This is a genomic window from Nocardia sp. NPDC055053, from assembly GCF_053608285.1.
Genome location: NZ_JBSGVD010000006.1, coordinates 74,365 through 91,226 on the forward strand (window position 1 = coordinate 74,365; position 16,862 = coordinate 91,226).

Annotated in this window: 13 protein-coding genes and 1 pseudogene; 4 read left to right on the top strand and 10 right to left on the bottom strand. The window is 69.8% G+C overall.

Features of this window, described 5'->3' with window-relative positions; translation table 11 throughout:
- Positions 1-37 precede the first annotated feature (37 nt).
- Entirely contained in the window at positions 38-856 is an 819-nt protein-coding gene (locus ACWF82_RS08375) for a DUF6542 domain-containing protein (protein ID WP_452499290.1), read from the bottom strand.
- A gap of 51 nt (positions 857-907) precedes the next feature.
- The gene (locus tag ACWF82_RS08380; RefSeq protein WP_452499292.1) at positions 908-2,056 is read right to left on the bottom strand and encodes a DNA recombination protein RmuC; all 1,149 of its coding nucleotides are present in this window, start codon (positions 2,054-2,056) and stop codon (positions 908-910) included.
- 145 nt (positions 2,057-2,201) lie between these two features.
- Here ACWF82_RS08380 and ACWF82_RS08385 point away from each other — a divergent pair, with 145 nt between their 5' ends.
- Both ACWF82_RS08385 and ACWF82_RS08390 read left to right on the top strand, forming a co-directional pair.
- Positions 2,202-3,398 carry an exonuclease SbcCD subunit D gene (locus tag ACWF82_RS08385; RefSeq protein WP_452499294.1) on the top strand — a complete coding sequence of 399 codons (1,197 nt, stop codon included), beginning with the start codon at positions 2,202-2,204 and terminating at the stop codon, positions 3,396-3,398.
- A gap of 70 nt (positions 3,399-3,468) precedes the next feature.
- Positions 3,469-6,768, top strand: coding sequence for an AAA family ATPase (locus ACWF82_RS08390; protein ID WP_452499296.1), 3,300 nt, complete (start codon positions 3,469-3,471; stop codon positions 6,766-6,768).
- Positions 6,769-6,939: 171 nt separating this feature from the next.
- On the opposite strand, the pseudogene ACWF82_RS08395 reads toward ACWF82_RS08390, so the two are convergent.
- Positions 6,940-8,163 (bottom strand): annotated as a pseudogene (locus ACWF82_RS08395) (MFS transporter); the annotation flags it as partial.
- 77 nt (positions 8,164-8,240) lie between these two features.
- Here ACWF82_RS08395 and ACWF82_RS08400 point away from each other — a divergent pair.
- Positions 8,241-8,867, top strand: a complete 627-nt coding sequence (locus tag ACWF82_RS08400) for a helix-turn-helix domain-containing protein (protein WP_452499298.1) — start codon at positions 8,241-8,243, stop codon at positions 8,865-8,867.
- A gap of 9 nt (positions 8,868-8,876) precedes the next feature.
- On the opposite strand, the gene yczE is transcribed toward ACWF82_RS08400, so the two are convergent.
- From yczE to ACWF82_RS08435, 7 genes are all read right to left on the bottom strand, one after another.
- Positions 8,877-9,497 carry a membrane protein YczE gene (gene yczE, locus ACWF82_RS08405; protein WP_452499300.1) on the bottom strand — a complete coding sequence of 207 codons (621 nt, stop codon included), beginning with the start codon at positions 9,495-9,497 and terminating at the stop codon, positions 8,877-8,879.
- Between the two features lie 75 nt (positions 9,498-9,572).
- Positions 9,573-10,085: a methylated-DNA--[protein]-cysteine S-methyltransferase gene (locus ACWF82_RS08410; RefSeq protein ID WP_452499302.1), complete on the bottom strand. Its 513-nt coding sequence runs from the start codon at positions 10,083-10,085 to the stop codon at positions 9,573-9,575.
- Positions 10,086-10,109: 24 nt separating this feature from the next.
- A complete protein-coding gene (locus ACWF82_RS08415) occupies positions 10,110-11,582 on the bottom strand; it encodes an AlkA N-terminal domain-containing protein (RefSeq protein ID WP_452499622.1) in 1,473 nt (490 codons plus the stop codon).
- Positions 11,583-11,815: 233 nt separating this feature from the next.
- The gene (locus tag ACWF82_RS08420; protein ID WP_189027450.1) at positions 11,816-11,986 is read right to left on the bottom strand and encodes a YbdD/YjiX family protein; all 171 of its coding nucleotides are present in this window, start codon (positions 11,984-11,986) and stop codon (positions 11,816-11,818) included.
- A 98-nt stretch (positions 11,987-12,084) separates the two neighbouring features.
- Positions 12,085-14,337 carry a carbon starvation CstA family protein gene (locus ACWF82_RS08425; protein ID WP_452499304.1) on the bottom strand — a complete coding sequence of 751 codons (2,253 nt, stop codon included), beginning with the start codon at positions 14,335-14,337 and terminating at the stop codon, positions 12,085-12,087.
- Between the two features lie 124 nt (positions 14,338-14,461).
- Entirely contained in the window at positions 14,462-14,872 is a 411-nt protein-coding gene (locus tag ACWF82_RS08430) for a VOC family protein (RefSeq protein ID WP_452499306.1), read from the bottom strand.
- Between the two features lie 4 nt (positions 14,873-14,876).
- A complete protein-coding gene (locus ACWF82_RS08435) occupies positions 14,877-15,719 on the bottom strand; it encodes a helix-turn-helix domain-containing protein (protein WP_452499308.1) in 843 nt (280 codons plus the stop codon).
- Positions 15,720-15,942: 223 nt separating this feature from the next.
- On the opposite strand from ACWF82_RS08435, the gene ACWF82_RS08440 reads away from it, so the two are divergent.
- Positions 15,943-16,854, top strand: coding sequence for a quinone oxidoreductase family protein (locus ACWF82_RS08440; RefSeq protein ID WP_452499309.1), 912 nt, complete (start codon positions 15,943-15,945; stop codon positions 16,852-16,854).
- Positions 16,855-16,862 lie beyond the last annotated feature (8 nt).

Consider the following 16,862-nt stretch of genomic DNA (forward strand, 5'->3'; position numbering starts at 1 on the left):
CCCCGTCGCGTGATCGCGGCGGGGATTCTTCGTTTTCCTACACGTTGTCGGGTCGGCGCCGTTCGGTGCGGCCGGTGTCGGCGCGGTCGCGGTAGCGCACGGTCGGCTGTGGGTGCGGCTGTGGGTCCCGTCGGCGCGGCGTGCGCGCGGGCTCGGCCTCACGCGGTGCGGCGCCACGGCCCGCTCGCGGTGTCCTGGCGGCGGCGGGGGCGCGCTTGGGGTCGGTCGCGCGCGGGGCGCGGCGGGCCGGGCTGGCCATGTCGACTTCGGTGACCGGGTCGTCCAGGACGGCGGTGGCGCGGCGGGTGCGCCTGCCACGGCTCGCCTCGTCGAGTGTTTCCGGCCTGCGCCGCTTGACCGGCTTGGCTTCGGTTTTGCGTTCGGTCCGGCGTTCGGTGGCGGGCCGCGCGGTGGCGGGGGCACGCTTGGCGATCGCGATCCGGGCGCCGCCGATCGCCAGCACCAGCACGGTGGCCAGCATCATCGTCGGGAAGCGCTCCACCAGCGGGATGATCAGGTTCATCAGCACGTCTTTGATGGAGGTGGTTTCGCGCCCACCCAGCATCTGGCAGGCCAGCGGCACCGCGACGAACAGCAGCAGCGGCGGCATCACCATGGTGGAGAACAGGCCGCGGAACCGCACGGCGCAGACGGCGAGCACGCAGCCGAGCACATACAGCGCCGAGAACGTACCGGTCGGGTAGGTCTCGCCCCCGAGCCCGTCGATCAGGAACCCGAACATCGTCGTGCCCGCGGCAAGCAGAATCGCGGCCCAGGCGGGGATGCCGGGCACCGAGGGCATGATCGAACGTTGCGGCGCGGGCACCCGGGGTCGCGCACGTTGGGAAGCAGCCACCCTATGACACTAACCGCACAATGCGCCCTCAGGCGCTGCGGCACGGGGATCTCAGCGGCGATCCTCGGCGTCGGCGAAGGCGACGACCCGCGGTCTGGTCTCGGTCAGCCGGATTGCCGGGAGCTCCTGATCGGCGATCCCGAGGTCGTGCATCCGGCGCGCCGTGACCATCACCCGGGACTCCACGGACCCGACGGTCGCGTTGAAAGCCGCTACTGCCTTACCGAGATTCACGCCCAGATTGTCCAGATGTTCGGCAACCTTGCCGACCCGCGTGTAGAGCTCCTTGCCCAATTGCTGCACCGTTGCCATATCGCGTGACAGCGCTTCCTGCCGCCAGCTGAACGCGACGGTGCGCAGGAGCGCGATCAGCGTAGTGGGGGTTGCCAGGATCACGTTCCTGCCGAACGCGTACTCCAGGAGTCCGGCATCGGTGGTGAGGGCGGCGTCGAGGAACGGATCGCCGGGCACGAACAGGACGACGAACTCTGGCGCCGGATCGAAGGCCATCCAGTACGCCTTGTCGGCCAGCTGGTCGACATGGGCGCGCAGATGCTTGGCGTGGCGGGCCAGCAACTGGTCGCGCGCGGCGGGGTCGTCGGTGGTCGCGGCGTCGAGATAGGCCGTGAACGGCACCTTCGCGTCGACGACGATGTGCCTGCCGCCTGCCAGCCGCACCACCAGGTCGGGCCGCACTCCGGCGCGATCGTCGCCACCGGCGCGGTGGACCTGGGTGTCGAAATCACAGTGCCTGGTCATACCCGCCAGCTCGACGACCCGTTCCAGCTGGATCTCGCCCCAGCGACCGCGGACCTGCGGCGCGCGCAGCGCCGCGACCAGCTGACCGGTCTGATCGGAGAGCCGATGCGAGGTGCGCTGCATCCCGGCGACCTGCTCCCGCAATCCCGAGTACGCGTCGATCCGGTGATGCTCGACCTGGCGGATCTGCTGCTCCAACGCGCCGACGGCAGCACGCAGCGGATCGACCATCGCCCCGATCGCGGCCGAATGCCTGCGCGCCGCATCCTCGTTCGCCGCGTGCAGCGATTGCTGCAGCAACCGTTGACTGTCCCCGGCGGCGGCGAGCCTGGCCTCCGCCGCGACGGCGCGTTGCCCGCCCCGGGCGGAATGCCCCAACCAGCCGAGACCGAACCCGGCAGCGAATACCAAGACGAGCGCGACGAGCATCGAGGCGGTCATAGCGGCGATAGTGCCCGAGCCCACCGACAAACTCGCAATCGCCGAGCAACCCGGCGTGGTGACTCGCCGCGCGCCACGCCGATGAATTACACGCGTGTAGTGCGCCGATTGAATTCTGTCGGGGGTGTGGCCTAAGTTTCGCGGCATGCGGATCCTGCACACCTCCGACTGGCACATCGGGCGCACCTTCCACGGTGTCGACCTGTTAGCCGACCAGGCGCGGGTGCTGGCATCGATCGCGGAACTGGTCGCGGCCGAGTCCGTCGATGTGGTCGTGGTGCCGGGGGATGTCTACGACCGGTCCATTCCGAATGCCGATGCCATCGCGGTCTGTAACCGCGGTTTCGAGGCGATCAGGGCCGCGGGCGCGCTGATCGTGGCGACCTCGGGTAACCATGATTCCCCCGCCCGGCTCGGTGCGGGCGCCAGCTTCGCGGCGGCGGGCGGGCTGCACCTGTGCACCCGGGTGTCCGACGCCGATCGGCCGGTGCTGCTCGCCGACGCGCACGGCGAGGTCGCCTTCTACGGCATCCCGTATCTGGAGCCGGAGATCACCCGCGCCGAACTGGGTGTGCCGCAGGCGCGGTCGCACGCGGAGATCCTCGATGCGGCGATGGGGCGTATTCGCGGCGATCTGGACGGCAGGCCGGGCACGCGCACGGTGGTGCTCGCGCACGCGTTCGTCGTCGGCGGGGAGGCGACGGGTTCGGAGCGGTCGATCTCGGTGGGCGGTGTCGAGACGGTGTCGATGTCGGCGTTCGACGGGATCGACTATGTGGCGCTGGGCCACCTGCATTCGCCGCAGACCCTCTCGGAATCGGTGCGCTACAGCGGTTCTCCGCTGCCGTACTCGTTCGCCGAGAACTCCCACCGCAAGGCGGTCTGGATCGTCGACCTCGACGCCGACGGTCTGGCGGCGGTGCACCGCCACGATCTACCGCTGGTGCGCGGGCTCAGCAGACTCTCCGGCACGCTCGATGCCTTGCTCGCCGACGCCGAATTCGCCGACGCCGAACAGCATTACGTCTCGGCCACCCTCACCGACAGCGCCAGGCCGGTCGATCCGATGCGTAAGCTGCGCGAGCGTTTCCCACACGCGGTGCACGTGGAATGGGATCGCCCCGAGGGCAATCCGGAGTTGCATTACCGCGAGCGGGTGCACGGCCGCCGCGATGTCGAGGTGGCGGCGAGTTTCCTGACCGACGTGCGTGGGGAACCGAGCAAGGGGGAGATGGTGTGGGTGGAGCGAGCCTTGGCGGCGGCAGTGCGTGAAATCGATTCGGGGCGTGTCGAATCGGAACGGGATATCGATGGCGCGGATGCCATGGACGTGTCCGCGTGAGCCTTCCGCGCTGTGGAGCTGACCTTCGGCGCTTCGATGCCGTGTCCGGTGCGGTAGCCGGTGGTGCGGCATGAGACTGCATCGACTCGAGATGGTCGCCTTCGGTCCGTTCGCCGACAGCACCGTCGTCGACTTCGACGCGCTCGGCGCCGACGGAGTGTTCCTGCTGCACGGGCACACCGGCGCGGGCAAGACCACCGTGCTCGACGCGATCGCTTTCGCGCTGTATGGGCGCGTGCCCGGCGCGAGGGGTGACAGCAAGCGGCTGCATTCCGATCACGCCGACCCGCAGACACCGCCGAAAGTCACGCTCGAAGCCACGCTGGGTGGTCGGCATCTTCGTCTTACCCGTAGTCCCGCCTTCGAACGGCCGAGTCGCAGAGACAGCACGAAACTCACAGAGGTCAAGGCCAAGGGCACCCTGGAATGGCTCGACCGCTCGGGCGAGAACCTGTCCGGGTTCACTGATATCGGTGACGAGGTGCTGCGCCTGCTCGGCATGAGCGCCGACCAGTTCTTCCAGGTCGTGCTCCTCCCTCAGGGCGACTTCGCCCGCTTCCTGCGCGCCGAGAACGAAGATCGCGAGAAGCTGCTCGAAAAGCTCTTCGACACCCAGCGATTCGGCACCGCCGAACAGTGGCTCGCAGATCGCCGCCGTGCGTCCGAGGCCGACCTCGACACCCGCAAGCAGGGCATCGACCGGCTCATCATCAAGGTCGGTATGGCCGCCGGCTACAGCGGTTCGGAGTCGGTCGGCGTCCTCGACGCGGTCAGCTGGTCGCAAGATCTGCTGGCGGCGGCCCGCACCGAGCTGGCCGAGGCCAATACGAATGCCGAACTGCGCCACAAGGAATCGGCCGAAGCGCGCACCGAGGCCGAGGAACAGCGCCGCGTCGCCGGGCTGCACGCCCGGATGGCGACGGCCCGCGAGGAACTGGCGACCTACACCGCGACCGCCCCCCGCCGTGCCGAGCTGGAACGCGAACTGGAACAAGCCCGCCGGGCCGAGCCGGTGGTTCACGCCATCGACGAGGCACGCGCCGCGGTCCGCGCGCTGCGCCGCGCCGAGGCGGCGACCCACACTGTCGCCGGCGAATTGGCCGTCCAGCTGGGAGCCGAGGCGGCCGCCGACATCGCGGGCGTCGACCAGCTGACCGTTGTGCTCGACGATCCGACCGATGCTGATGCGGACCTTGATGTTTCGGCCACTGGGTCGGGCGGGCAGCCGACGCGGGTTCGGGATGTCGAGGGTGATCTCGACGGGGCGGTGAGTCAGTGGAACGGCCTGCTCGGTGTGCTCGGCGAGGTGCGGGCCGATGCCGAGATCGCCGAGCAGCTCACCGCCGACCTCGCCGCGCACGAAGCCGAAGCCGTCCGCCTGGCCCGGCGGGCAGGCGAATTCGCGCAGCGGCGCGTCGAGTTGCCCGCCGTGCTCGCCGGGGCGGGGGAGCAGTTGCGGGAGGCGACCGATGCGGCCGCCGCACTGCCCGGACTGCGCACCGAACTCGGCAAGTGGCAGGAATCCGCAGCCGCTGCCGTCGAATTGGCCAAGCAGCGACCGGCTTTGGATCGGGCGCGGGCCGAGTTCGATACCGCGCGGCGAAACCATCTCGATGCCAGGGAGCGCGTACTCGATCTGCGCTCGCGCCGCCTGGCAGGCATGGCCGCCGAGCTCGCGGGTGCGCTGGCCGTCGGCGCGCCGTGCGCGGTGTGCGGGTCCGCCGAGCACCCCGAACCCGCGCGCCCGACCGACGACGCGGTGTCCAAGGATGCCGAGGATGCCGCCACCGCTGCCGAGCAGGCGGCCGAAGCGGCCCGCGACCGGATCGCCGAGCGCATCGGCGTCATCGAACGCGAGATCGAGGCACTGACCGCGCGCGGCGGCGATGCCGACCCGGTCGCCCTGGCCGACGGCGTCCGCACCGCCACCCACCGCTTCGACGACGCCGCCGACACCGCCGATCGCGTCGCCGCATTCACCACCCGCCTCGACACCCTGCGCGCCGAGGAAACAGCCCTGCACGAGCAGTCCCGCGACCTCGACGCCCGCCTCGGCACGGTCACCGCCACCATCGCGGCCACCCGCACCCGCCTCGACGAACTCACCCTCCGCCTGCGCACCGCCGCGGGCGCCGACGACTCCGTCGACGCCCGCACCACCCGCCTCGAATCCCTCATCACCGCCGCCACCGCGCTGCGCGCCGCCCGCATCGAGGAATCGGCTGCCCGCGACGCCGTCCGGCAGATCGCCACCCGCGTGGAAAACCTCGCCCGCGCAGCCGGTTTCGTGCCCGAAGGATTAGAGGAGCCCCACCTCCCGAAATCTCTCGTCACGCCCCCCGACGGGAAAGCGGATGCTCCCGTATCCGACGAAGGCACCGGAGCACGCGCCGTCTCAGCGCCCGACATGCCCACGCTGTTCGACCTTTTCGACGACGACCCGGACGACGACCAACCGGAGCCGGAGACCGAACCGGCACCACCGCGCGACGACGTCGCACTCCTCACGGCCTACGCCCAGGTCGTCACCGCCGTCGCCCGTACCGCGCAGCAACAGTCGGCCATCGAGGCCGAACTCACCGCCGCCGACCGGGCCAGGGCCCATGCCGACGCGGTGCTGGCCGAACCGCAGATCCAGGCGGTCGCCGAACAGGTCCCCGGTGATCTGACCGCGCTGGAACAGCGCTTCGCCGAAGCCCAGCGCGCGCTGACCGCGGTGGTCGCCACGCAGTCGGCGGCGGCGGAGCGGGTCGCGCAGCTGGAACAGCTCGGTACCCAGCTGTGGGGTGAGGTCGAGCGGATCGCGCCGAGGCAGCGGGAATTCGACGAACTGGCCACGCTGGCCGAGGTGGTCGCGGGGCGTGGTGCGAACAATCGCCGGATGTCGTTGCGCTCCTATGTGCTTGCCGCGCGCCTCGAGGAAGTCGCGGTGGCGGGGTCGCTGCGGCTGCGCCGGATGTCCGGCGGCCGCTACGAATTCGTCCACTCCGACAAGGCGGGACCGCGCGGTAAACGCGGCGGCCTCGGCCTCGACGTCCGCGACGACTACACCGGCGCGATCCGCTCCGCGAAGACCCTCTCCGGCGGCGAAACCTTCATGGCCTCACTGGCTCTCGCCTTGGGTCTGGCCGATGTGGTCGCCGCCGAATCGGGTGGTCTCGTCCTGGACACGCTCTTCATCGATGAGGGATTCGGCAGCCTGGACGCCGACACCCTCGATGCGGTGATGGGCGTGCTCGACGAACTACGCGCGGGCGGTCGCGTCGTCGGCGTCGTCAGCCACGTCGACGAGATGCGGCAGCGGATTCCCAGCAGGCTCCACGTCGTCCGTGGCCGCTCCGGTTCCCGGCTGGAGGCCACCGTCGCCTGAACCGGTGTCCCGCAGCATCGCGACGGCGAGCACCGAGCCCGCCGCCGCCAGTCCGGCCGCGGCGAGGAACGCCATGGCCAGACCCGTGCGGTAGGCGACGCCGGGTGCGGCCGCCGACGATTCGGTCACCTTCTGGGCCAGCAGCAACAGTGCCGTGACACCGATCCCGGACCCGATCCGGCCCGCCGTGTTCACGATCCCGGCCGCGGTGCCCGCCTCCTTCGGCCCGACCGCGGTGACGGCGGGCTGGGTGACCCCCACGAACGCCGCGGGCAGTCCGATGCCGAGCAGAATCGCCCCCGGCAGCACATCGACGACGTAGCCCGCGTGCTCGGGCATTCGGGCGAACAACAGCATGGCCAGCGCCTGCAGCCCGAGCCCCGCCGCCAGCACCCACCGGGCGCCGATCCGGTCGAGCATCGCGGGCAGGACCGTACGCGACACGACGATATTGACCACCGCGACCGGCAGCACCGCGAGCCCGGACAGCGTGGGGCTGTAGTGCTGCGTGTGCTGCAGATACAGGGCGAGCAGCGCGAACACCGGCACATGCGCGGCCCCGACCAGGAAGTTGACCACCGCGGACCCGCTCACCTGCCGCACACCGAACATCGACACCGGCATCAACGGATGCGGGCTCCGCAACTGCATCAGCACGAACACCGCCAGCAGCGCGACGCCGGCGCCGAGCAAGACGATCGGACGCACACCCTGTTCGGGGGCGCCCAGTGCGCCGATCCCGTAGCCGATCAGCAGCAACGACACGGTGCCGGTGACCGCGCCGGGCAGATCGAGCTGCCGTAGGGCCGTTGCCGCACGTTGAGTGTCGCTGGGCAGCAACCGGATTCCGGCGAGCGCGAGTACCCCGACGGGCACGTTGATCAGGAAGATCGACGGCCAGCCGAAGACATCGGTGAGTGGTCCGCCGAGCGCGGTGCCGAGGGCGGCGCCCGCCGCGCCCATGGCACTCCACGTCCCGAACGCCCGGTTGCGGGCGGCCGGTGTGGTGAAAACGGCGGTGAGCAGCGCGAGCTGGGCCGGAATGAGCAGTGCGGCGCCGACCCCCTGCGCGGCGCGGGCGGCGATGAGCACCGCGGCCGACGGCGCCAGCCCGGCCAGTCCCGAGGCCAGCGTGAACAAGCAGAGCCCGAGCGTGAACATGCGCCGCGCGCCGAGCAGATCGGTGGTGCGGCCGCCGAGCAGCAGGCAGCCGCCGAAGGCGAGCAGATAGGCGTTGGTCACCCAGCCGAGCCCGGACTCGGTCAGGCCGAGATCGGTGCCGATGGTCGGTAGCGCCACATTGAGCACCGTCGTGTCGAGGAAGACGACGAGTTCGACGGTGGTGATGAGCAGCAGGATCAACCGCTCGCGCGGCGACAGAAGGGAACCCGGCATGACCGAACCTCTCGCTAGAGCAATACTCTAGCGAGAATTTCACTGTAGTGAAGCTCTAGTCAAGTAGGATCGAAGGCATGACGGAACGCACCGCCGGGGTCCGCGCGGCCAAGACCATCGCCAATCGCGCCCGGATGCTTGCCGCGGCCAAGGAGTTGTTCATCGACCGTGGATACGCGGCAACCACGATGAAAGCCATCGCCGAGCGGGCGGGGATGGCGGTGCAGACGCTGTACTTCACCTTCGCCACCAAGCGCGCGATCCTGCTCGAGTTGCTCGACACCGAGATCGCGGGCGACGCCGAACCGATCGCGACGATGGACCGCCCGTGGTTCGCCGAGGCGCTCGCCGCGCCGCCCGCCGAGCAGATCCGGCTGCAGGTGGCCGCGGCGGCGCGGATCCACGCCAGGGTCGCGGCCATGCTCGAGGTGGTGCGCTCCGCCGCCGCCACCGATCCGGAACTGGCCGAGATCTGGCAGACCAATCTCACCCAGCGGCTGACCGTACAGCAGCGGCTCGTTACCGAGCTGGCGGCGAAAACCGACCTGCGAGAGGGTATTTCGGTGGAACGCGGTGCCGATATCGCACTCGCGCTCACCGCGCCGGAGACCTACCGGCTCCTGGTCGGCGAGCGGGGGTGGTCGGCGCGGGAGTGGCAGGAATGGGTCACCGGCGCACTGACCGACCAGCTCCTCGGCCGTTAGCGGCCGAGGTTACGCGGCGATCGGCTGTGGTTGCGGCTTGGGGGCGAACCCGGGCAACCACCCGTCGACGTACGGAATCATCACCTGGATCAGTGGCCCGATGCCGAAGGCGTAGACCAGGGTGCCGATTCCCACGCTGCCGCCGAGCAGCCAGCCGGTGATCAGCACCGTGGCCTCGATGCCGGTGCGGACGGACCAGACCGGCCAGCCGGTGCGGGCGACCAGTCCAGTCATCAGTCCATCGCGGGGTCCTGGACCCATGCCCGCACCGATGTAGAGGACGGTCGCGGCGGCATTCACGATCACCGCGACGACCATCGCCAGCACCCGGACCCACAGGGCCTCGGCCGCCGGGATCAGCCACAGGCCGGCGTCGACCGCGATCGCGATCACGACCACATTGCTGACCGTGCCGAGCCCCGGTCTCTGCCGCAACGGAATCCACGCGAGCAGCACGGCGAGGCCGGTCACCGCGGTCACCGCGCCGAAACTCAGCGGCACGTGCGCGGCGACACCCTGGTGGAAGACGTCCCACGGATCGAGCCCGAGCCCGGCCCGGATCATCACCGCCATCGACGTCCCGTACAACCACAGACCGGTGTAGAGCGCGAGCAGGCGACGAGTGAGCATGCGTCTCAGCATCCGGTCCCACTGGACCTCATGAAAGAGCCAATCGCCGGATACTGGCCTGATCTATGGCAACCCTCAACCCTCGTGCGCGAGCAACCACCGCTTCGCATCGAGCCCCCACCGGAACCCGCCCAGCTGACCACCGATCCGCAACACCCGGTGGCACGGCACGAACAGCGCCGCCGCATTACGCGCACACGCGTTCGCGGCAGCCCGGGTCGCGGCGGGCCTGCCGGACAGCCCGGCGAACTCGGTATAGGTGACCGGCTCACCCGCGGGCACCTTGCGCAGGATTTCCCAAGCGTGGGTGAGGAATTCACCCGAGTGCTGACGCACCGGGATCGCGTCGATCACGGTCAGATCGCCTGCGTGATAGTCGATCACCGCCCGGGTGACCTCGCCGAGGGAGTCCCGCAGGCGCAGTTCGGTGGGGCGCAACGAGGAGTGGACGACGCGAGTCAGCTCGGTCGGATCGCCGGTCCAGCCCGAGGCGAGCACCGCGCCGTCGATATCGACGATGGCCGTGAACGGCCCGATCGGCGTCGGCACCGTCGCGACATCGGCGCGGCGAGTGATGGTGGCAGTCATGATGTTTCGCTTCCGGTCGAAGGTTCACGCGTGGACGAGCACGGCGCCGCGGTGCGCGAGCGCCCGCTTCCACAGGTGCATGGACAGATAGGAGCGCCACGGCGCCCACCGGGTGGTGTGCCCGAGATCTATACCCGCCAGCGCCGCGCCTTGGCGGACGACAAGATCGGTGCCGAGCAGGACGTCGGGGTCGGCCAGCGATCGCATGGTGACGTAATCGGCCGTCCACGGCCCGACGCCGTCGAGCGCGAGCAGGTCGTGGCGAAGGTCGGCGGCGGTGCGGCCGGAGTGCAAGACCAGCGCGCCGTCCGCGATGGCGCGCGCCGCGGACACGATAGCCGCGACGCGCCGCGCCGGTCCCGTCAGCACCTCGGCACCGCGTTCGGCCACCACGGCAGGAGTGGGGAACAGTCGCGGGACCGGTCCCTCGATGCGCTCGCCGAGCGCGTCGACCAGGCGCGCGGTATGCGTCGCCGCCGCCTGCACCGAGATCTGCTGGCCGATCATGGTGCGCAGCAACAATTCCGGGCCGTCCAGGCAGCCTGGCACGCGGATCCCCGGCGTGAATCCGTGCCCCGCGCTGCTGCCGTCACCGAGAGTCCGCTGCCCGATCCGCAGCGCGTCATCGATCCCGAGGGGATCGGCATCGAGATCGAGCAGATGCCGCACCCGCGCGACGGTCGGCGCGAGATCGCGCATGTCCCGCAGGGCGAGTTCGGCCCGCACATGTCCCGGCTGGAACGACAACCGGATCGTCGCGTGCCCGTGCGGTGTGCGCAGGCTGCGCGTGTAGACGCCGTCTTCCCACATCTCCATGCCAGGCACGGTGTGCGCCGAGAGGAACCAGGCCAGCCAGCCGGTGTCCAGCGGCTCCCGATACGGCAGCCGCAAGGTCAGCAGGCCGGGCGTGGCCGGGGCGACGACATCCGAGCGCGGGGAACGGCGCGATTCGGTCCGCATGGTCGTCGGGCTCACCGCGAAGACCTCGCGCACGGTGTCGTTGAACTGGCGGATACTCGCGAACCCGGCCGCGAAGGCGATATCGGACATCGGCATCTCGGTGGTCTGGATGAGCAGCCGCGCGGTGTGCGCGCGATGCGCCCTGGCCAGCGCGAGCGGACCCGCGCCGAGCTCGGTGGTGAGCACCCGGGTGAGCTGACGCTGCGAATAACCCAACGTGGCCGCCAGCGCAGGCACACCACCCCGCTCGATCACGCCGTCCCCGATCAACCGCATGGCCCGCGCGGCCAGATCGGCCCGCACATTCCACAGCGGCGACCCGGGTGCGGCGTCCGGCAGGCACCGGCGGCAGGCGCGATAGCCTGCCTGCTGCGCCGCCGCCGCGGTCGGTAAGAACGAGACGTTGGCGCGCTTGGGCGTGATCGCCGGGCACGAGGGCCTGCAGTAGATACCGGTTGTGCGCACCGCCGTGAAGAACTGCCCGTCGAAGCGGGAGTCCCGGGTCGACACCGCCCGGTAGCAGCGCTCGAAGTCCATCGCCGTGATCGTCACGGGTTCCACAATGCCCGCATCCACACCTACGTGCTAGCGGGAATCGGCCACTTATCCCCGGTGCGATGCTGCGGAAATTCGTGGCTGATGAGGGCGCCCGGTCGGCATTCCCGCCGGCCTGTTCACGGTGATCGACGTCTGATGCCTGCCACTTCGGCGAGTGACGAGGCCGGTGATCCCGAGCGCTGTGCACAGGGTGTCGATGCGGACCGGCGGTGTCAGCAGCAGCGGGTGGTCGGATTCCGCTCGGCTTCGTCGTAACGGTCGCGCCAGTACTGGCGTTCGCTGGGCACCGGGCAGCCGGGGTGAGTGCGCCGCAGGTGATCCACGTAGCGCTGGTAGTCCTGACCGCCGTTGATCGCGCTGTACCACCGGGCGACCCCGCGCACGCCCGCCCACAGCCGGGACAACAGCACCCGCGGCGCCGAGGCCGCAGGGGAGTGGACGGCCGATCCGATGAACCGGCCGTCCACCTCCCGCGACGCACTCACGACACGTGCGCCGATCCGGGCGCGGTCACCTTGCCCTCGGCGATCAGCATGTCCCACTCCTTCTGCACGTCCTTCTCCGCGGCGGTGGCGAGGAAACCGCTGGGCGCGAAGATCTTCGACGGCTGTTCCTCGGTTTCGGTGCTCGACACCGTGCCCGAGCGGATCGCCCGCGCGCAGACGATCGCGCCGACCGCGGCGACGATCAGCACCAGCACCGCGAACACGATCGAGAGCGTGCCCTGGATGAAGGTGTTGCGGATGGCGATGTCGACCTGTTCGGGTGTCTTCGCCGTCAAACAGCCCTTTCCGGCGTCCTTGGCTGCCTGGCACAGGCTGTGCTGCTTCCAGTATCCGAGCTTGGGATCTTCGGAGAAGATCTTCTGCCACGACGCGGTCATCGTGACGAGCAGATCCCACGCCAGCGGAACACCGGGAATCCAGGCCCACTTCCATTGGCCGCGCTTGACGATGATCGTCAGCACGATCGTCAGCGCGATCGCGGCGAGCAGCTGGTTGGCGATGCCGAACAGCGGGAAGAGCGCGTTGATACCGCCGAACGGGTCGTTGACGCCCATCAGCAGCACGCCGCCCCAGCCCGCGACGACCAGCAGCGAGCACAGCCACGCGCCGACCCGCCACGACGGATCACGGAACTTCGTGAACCCGCCGCCGAAGTTGCCCAGCGCGTCCGAGACCAGGAACCGCGCGACACGGGTGCCCGCGTCGATCGTGGTGAGGATGAACAGCGCCTCGAACATGATCGCGAAGTGGTACCAGAACGCCTTCATCGACTCGCCACCGAGGAACTTGTGGAAGACCTCGGAGATGCCGACCGCCAGGGTCGGCGCGCCACCGGTGCGCGAGATGATCGAGTTCTCACCCACGTCGGAGGCCGCGTCGGCGAACAGTTCCGGCGTCGCGGGCGGGCCGGACAGGCCGAGCGTATTCGTGTAAGCCGCGGCCTTTTCCGGGGTGCCGCCGGTGAGACCGAGCGGCGCGTTCATGCCGAAGTACAGGTGCTGATCGATGATCGAGGCCGTGATGATCGCCATCACCGCGACGAACGACTCCATCAGCATGCCGCCGTAGCCGATCATCCTGGCATTGGATTCCTTGGCCAGCAGCTTGGGCGTGGTCCCGGAGGAGACCAGCGCGTGGAAACCCGACAGCGCGCCACAGGCGATGGTGATGAACAGGAACGGGAACAGACTGCCCGCGAAGGCCGGACCCGTTCCGCTGTAGGCGAATTCGGAGACCGCGGGCGCCTTCAGCACCGGCATGGTGATCAGGATGCCCGCCGCCAGCAGCACGATGGTGCCGACCTTCATGAACGTCGACAGGTAGTCGCGCGGGGCGAGCAGCAGCCACACCGGCAGCACCGAGGCGAAGAAGCCGTAGGCGATCAGGCACCAGGCGATGGTGGTCCGCGAGAGGGTGAACCAGTCGGCGCCCCACTCGGTTTCCGACACCCAGCCACCACCGACGATCGCCGCCAGCAGCAGCACGATGCCGATCGCGGAGACCTCGCCGACCTTGCCTGGGCGCAGGAACCGCAGATAGACGCCCATGAACAGGGCGATCGGGATGGTCATCGCGATGGAGAACACGCCCCACGGGCTCTCGCCCAGCGCGTTGACGACGACCAGCGCGAGCACCGCGAGCAGGATCGTCATGATGGCCAGGATCGCCACGATCGCGGCCACACCGCCGACCGCGCCCAGCTCGTCGCGGGCCATCTGCCCGAGGCTGCGGCCGCGCCTGCGCGTGGATGCCCACAGCACCAGGTAGTCCTGCACCGCGCCGGCGAACACGACGCCGACCACGATCCAGATCGTGCCGGGCAGGTAACCCATCTGCGCGGCGAGCACCGGGCCGACCAGCGGCCCGGCGCCCGCGATGGCGGCGAAGTGGTGACCGTAGAGCACCCGCCGGTCCATCGGCATGAAGTCTTTGCCGTTGTCGTAGATCTCGGCGGGCGTGGCGACGTCGTCGCGCGGCTTGGTGATCTTCCATTCGATGAACCGCGCGTAGAACCGGTACGCGATGATGTAGGTACAGACCGCCGCGATGACGATCCACACCGCGTTGACCGACTCACCGCGGACGAACGCGATGATCGCCCACGCGATGGCGCCGAGCACGGCGATCCCCGCGAACACGGCCTTCTTGGCGGGCGTGATCGGCGTGCGATCGACGACACCGACCGGAGGTAAGTCCGGATCGGTCCGCAGATATTCGATGGTCGCCATCAGTCAACTCTCCTGGTATAACGCGCAGAGCCTCGGGTGAAACATCGACAACGTAGCCGATCGGCCCAGCGCGCCGGACAGGATCACACACGTCCGCGGCCATTATGAAATTTTGTTCAGGCGCTCATTCGCCGCGATAGGTGCCGAAGCTCCAGAGGTTGCCTTCGGGGTCGGCGGCGCTGAAACCGCGGGAGCCGTAGTCCTCGTCGCGCAGGCCACGGATGATGCGAGCGCCCGCCGCGACCGCGCGATCGTGCAGGGCATCGGGTTCGTCGGTGACCAGGTAGAGCGAGGCGACGCCGGCCGGGCGGGAGCCGAAGGGACTGTCGTCGCGGCCGGTGGAGCCGAACATGACGCCCCCGCCCGCGGGCCAGCGCAGTTCGCCGTGTTCGACGACCGACGCGTCGTCCTCTCTGGCGTAGACCGCCCGTACTTCGAAACCGAAGGCGGTGGTGAGGAATTCGATCATGGCGCGAGCGTCGTCGAAGGCGAGGCAGGGCCACACGGTGGTCTGGGTGTTGGTGGAAGTGTCCATGTCTTCAGCCTTCCGCTGCGGGGGCGTTCGGGTCTTGGACGGATGGAATCTCCTCGGCCAGCCAGGTCGTCGGGGCGCAGCCTGCGAGCTCGGCGAAGTCGCGGTTCAGGTGCGCCTGGTCGTAGTAGCCGCAGGCGGCGGCCACCTGGGCGATGGAGACATAGGACGGCGTGTTCGCGAGCATCCGCCGCGCGCGTTCGAAGCGGATGATCCGGGCCGCCAGTTTCGGGCTCGCGCCGAACTCGGCGGTGAACTTGCGGGTCAGGTGCTGGCGGCTCCAGCCGATCCGCTCGGCCAGCGGGGTGATCTCGCAGGTGCCGCCGGTGCCGACCAGCGTGCGCCACGCCCAGGTGAGTTCGGGGCCCGCGAGGGCTTCGGAGCGCGCGGCCGCGGTCAGCGCGCGATCGCAGGCGGCGAAGCGGCCGGGCCAATCCGGTTGCGACTGCACGGCATCGGCGAGCTGGTCGCCCAATGGTCCACTGGCGTCGGTGCATTCGATCGATACATCCCACAGTTCGCTCGCGGGCATCCCGAACAGGACCCGGCTGCCCAGCGGAGTCAGCTCGATCGCGACACCCTCCTGGAAACCGGTGTGCGCGATCATCGCCGGGGTCGCCTGCAAGCCGCTGAGTACGCAGCGGTAGTTGCCGGGGGCCTGGTGCGGGTCGGTCTGCGCGACGACGTCGATGGTGGGGCCGATGGCGACGATGAAGGTCATGTGCCGTGAGGGCAGGCCCCGGTGCAGGCCGGGCTCGAATCCCGCGAGCCGATAGCCGATATAGCGGTCGATGAATGCCGCGAGAATCGGCGAGGGGGCCGCGGTCACCACCTCCGTGGTCGCCTCCATACGGCAACGCTACGCCGGGATCGGGGGCTGCGGCCATGGCTGTGTGCCCGGCGGTGTGGCGTGACGCACGCGTCCGGGGTGCCGACGCGGGGTAATCATCTTGTGAAGGTGCTCTCCGCACCCGTTGTGCGGCGGTGAGATTTAGCACTCACAGGTCCGTGAGCTGTGGCTACGCGCACTCGGCCGGTTACCGTTGCGCCTTCGCCCAATCTCAGGAGGTGTCATGCGGCGAGTTCGGTACGAGCGCAGCGGTGGTCCGGAGGTGCTGGAGGTCGTCGCGGCCGAGGTGCCGGTGGCTGGTCCCGGTGAACTGCTGGTCAAGGTCGAGGCCATCGGGGTCACCCTGTCGGCGATCCGGCGGATGAGCGGTCCGCAGCAGTTGCGGGCCGAGGTGGCCGGTGAGGTCGTCGCGGTCGGTGACGGGGTGGACGGGTACGCCCCCGGCTACCGTGTCGTCGGCCTGTGCGCCGACGCCTACGCCGAATACGTCGTGCTGCCCGCTGATCAGGCGTCCGCGATTCCCGACGGTGCCTCCGCGGTCGACGCGGTCGCGTTGATGCGCAGCGGTCTGGTCGCGCTCGGCGCGCTCGACACCGCCGCGCCGCGCGAGGGCGAGACCGCCCTGATCACCGCTGCCGCCGGTGGCGTCGGCCACCTGGCCGTGCAGCTGGCCCGCGTCCGCGGCGCGGGCTGGGTCGTCGCCGCGGTGTCCGACGAGACCAAGGCCGAATTCGTGCGCGGACTCGGCGCCGACGAGGTCGTCACCTACGACCAGTTGCAGGCCGCCAAGCAGGCCGACTTCGCCCTCGACGGCGTCGGCGGCACCGGTCTCGGCGCCGCGCTCGGCGCGCTCGCCGAGGGCGGCCGGGTCGTCACCTACGGCACCGGCGGCGGTCTCATCGACACCGAGGATCTGCTGGCCGGCGGCAAGACGCTGTCCGGTTTCCGCATCGGCCGCCTCGCCCAGCGCGACCCAGCCCGCTACGAGGACCTGCGCCAGGAGGTGTGGCAGTTCTACGCCTCCGGCCTGCTGCACCCCGTCGTGCACGCCGAGTTCGCCCTCGACGACGCCGCCGCCGCGCATGCGGTTATCGAGCAGCGCGCCAACCTGGGCAAGGTCGTCCTGGTTCCGTGATCGAACCG